Genomic DNA, 2,918 nt, shown 5'->3' on the forward strand with positions numbered 1-2,918 from the left:
CCAGGTTTGGCACAAAGGGATCCCGGATTCAATAACTTTCAGGTTGGAAGACATGAGTTTTTGCCAATTCCCCAGAGAGACTTGGATATCAACAAAAGTTTAAGCCAAAACCCGGGCTGGTAATCATTCACATAAATTGAAATAGGGGGCAGCATATTTTTGCTGCTCTCTTTCCTCATATTTCTCTAAAATCAGTTTAATGAAAAATTATCTAAAAATCACACTTTGGGTATCATGCTTTTGGTTGAGCGCATGTGTGGCATGCAATGACAATCAAACCGAACTGCCCAATGGAGTTGATGATCCCAAACCGGTAAAAATATATGTCAATCCTGTATTTACTCCTGTTTTGGCTGATCCCTCAGTATTGCAGGAAGGGGAATATTTTTATGCTTATGGAACAGAAGACAATTGGGGAACTGAGGGAGGACATAAATTGGTGCCTATTATCAAATCCAAAGATTTGGTGGATTGGGAATTCGTAAACAATGCTTTTCAGGTCAAACCAACTTGGAAAGATTCAGGTGGAATCTGGGCACCGGATGTAGTCAAAGTAGGTGAGGAATTTTTCATGTACTATTCCTATTCGACATGGGGAGACCCCAATCCTGGCATTGGCTTGGCCATTGCCCAAAATCCTGAAGGGCCATTCCTCGATCAGGGAAAACTATTTCTATCACAAGAGGTCGGAGTGGACAATTCCATTGATGCCTTTTACATAGAAGAAGCAGGAAAGAAATATCTTTTTTGGGGAAGTTTTCATGGGATTTATGCCATAAGCCTTTCTGATGACGGTAAGTCAATTCAAGGCGAAAAAGTTAAAATTGGGCATACCCATTTGGAAGCCTCTTATATCCTGAAAAGGAATGGGAAGTTTATTTATTTTGGTTCGGAAGGTTCGTGTTGTGATGGTGCCAATAGTAATTATCGGTTAAAGGTTGCTGTATCGGAAAATATTTTGGGCCCCTATTTGGATAAAAAAGGCAACGATATAGCTGAAGGTAATTTCGGGGAGTTGATACTTCGTGGCAATGAAGTCAGTTATGGTTTTGCAGGACCTGGACACAATGGACATGTCGTGACGGATGATGAAGGAGATGACTGGCTGTTATACCACGCAATCCCCAAAAACAATCCCTATTTGCAAAATGGGGCAAATCGCAGGCCTTTGATGCTGGACAAAATCATCTGGCAGGACGATTGGCCCACAATCGAAGGCAGTATGCCAAGTGTGAGTTCCAAACCTGCTCCGATCTTTAATTAATACTTAAATAGATGCAAAAAAATCGCTGTCCTATTCTGAAAGTCATTTTAAAAAATAGCTCTCATTTAAAGATTCAAGTTTAGAAAAATTACAATTTATTGGTTAAAGTAAACTGAATTCCCATTTCTCAAATTACCTCCAACAAATCATTATTTAATGATTGGAATTTAATTAAACTCTTAAAAACCTATGCAATTACATAACCAAAAAATCACCGTTTTAACTTTTTTCTTATTACTAACCCAATTGTTGGTGTTCGGACAGGAGGATAAACTTTCCACTCCTGCCATTTCAAGTCCCTGGTCCGAGAAGGTGAATGCTGATTTGCCTCATCCAGAATACCCCCGTCCCCAGATGGAGCGGGAAGGTTGGGTCAACCTGAATGGCCAATGGGATTATGCAATTTTGACCAAAGGCAACAATATTCCTGAGAATTTTCAAGGAAAAATAACTGTACCATTCCCCGTCGAATCCCAACTTTCGGGAGTAGGCAAGATTGTTGGGAAAGACAATGAGCTTTGGTATTTCAGAAAAATTGAAATCAGCAATAGCCAGAGAAAAGGTAAAGTTTTAATCCATTTCGGAGCGGTAGATTGGGAAACTGAAGTTTTTGTCAATGGGCAATCTGTAGGAATTCATAGAGGTGGTTATGATCCATTTTATTTTGATATCACCAGCGCTTTAAAAAGAGGCAGATCACAGGAGATTACTGTAAGAGTTTGGGATCCAACAGATGAGGGGCCACAGCCAAGAGGAAAGCAGGTGAAAAAACCTAATGCCATCTGGTATACCCCTGTAACAGGAATCTGGCAGACAGTATGGTTAGAAACCGTTCCTGAAACTTTCATTTCATCATTGAGGACTACCCCTGATTTTGATAATAACAGCATAAAAATAAAACCCGAACTTACCGGAAGTGCAACAGGAACAAAACTTAAAGTCAGTGTATTTGCAGAAGGCAATAAAATTGCGGAAAGTATTGAGGATGCCGGGAGAGAACTGGAGTTAGCCATTCCCAATGCCCGCCATTGGTCACCGGAATCTCCTTTTCTGTATGATCTTGAGGTGGAATTGTTGAAAGGCAATAAGTCTTTGGACAAAGTCAAAAGTTACACGGCCATCCGAAAAATCAGTATGGGATATGATTCCAACGGAATCCAGCGCATGTTGCTCAACGACAAATTTGTTTTCCAATATGGTCCCTTGGACCAAGGTTGGTGGCCGGATGGGCTCTACACGGCACCTACGGAAGAAGCCATGGTATTCGATATTGTCAAAACCTGGGAAATGGGCTTTAATATGATCAGAAAGCATGTAAAGGTCGAGCCGGCAAGGTGGTATTACCATTGTGATAAAATGGGCATGTTGGTATGGCAGGATATGCCGAATGGTGACCATGGGAATGCATGGGAACATCGCTTGGGCATTGTTGGTAAAGGAACTGAAAGAGACAGAACTGCTGAATCCGAGGGGATTTTCAAAACAGAGTGGAAAGCCATAATCGATGCCAATTACAATTTTCCTTCCATAGTTGTTTGGGTACCCTTTAATGAAGCTTGGGGTCAGTTTAAGACAAAGGAAATCACAGTTTGGACAAAAAAATATGACCCCACCAGATTGGTAAATTCTGCCAGCGGCGGAAACTTCATCATGG

Annotated in this window: 3 protein-coding genes; all 3 read left to right on the top strand. The window is 41.1% G+C overall.

All coding sequences use genetic code 11. The annotated features are described in order from the left end of the window. Positions 1–6: 6 nt before the first annotated feature. Entirely contained in the window at positions 7–123 is a 117-nt protein-coding gene (locus tag ACEW8O_RS21275) for a RagB/SusD family nutrient uptake outer membrane protein (protein WP_373496643.1), read from the top strand. A gap of 76 nt (positions 124–199) precedes the next feature. Next, positions 200–1,264, top strand: a complete 1,065-nt coding sequence (locus ACEW8O_RS21280) for a family 43 glycosylhydrolase (protein WP_373496641.1) — start codon at positions 200–202, stop codon at positions 1,262–1,264. Positions 1,265–1,453: 189 nt separating this feature from the next. After that, positions 1,454–2,918, top strand: a 1,465-nt coding sequence (locus tag ACEW8O_RS21285) for a glycoside hydrolase family 2 protein (RefSeq protein WP_373496642.1), incomplete at its 3' end; no start/stop codon positions are given.

This window comes from Aquiflexum sp., from assembly GCF_041749095.1.
Lineage (GTDB): Bacteria > Bacteroidota > Bacteroidia > Cytophagales > Cyclobacteriaceae > Aquiflexum.

Excerpts from the sequence above, each read along its gene's own strand:
- ACEW8O_RS21280 (WP_373496641.1), top strand. The coding sequence starts at position 200 with ATGAAAAATTATCTAAAAATCACACTTTGGGTATCATGCTTTTGGTTG.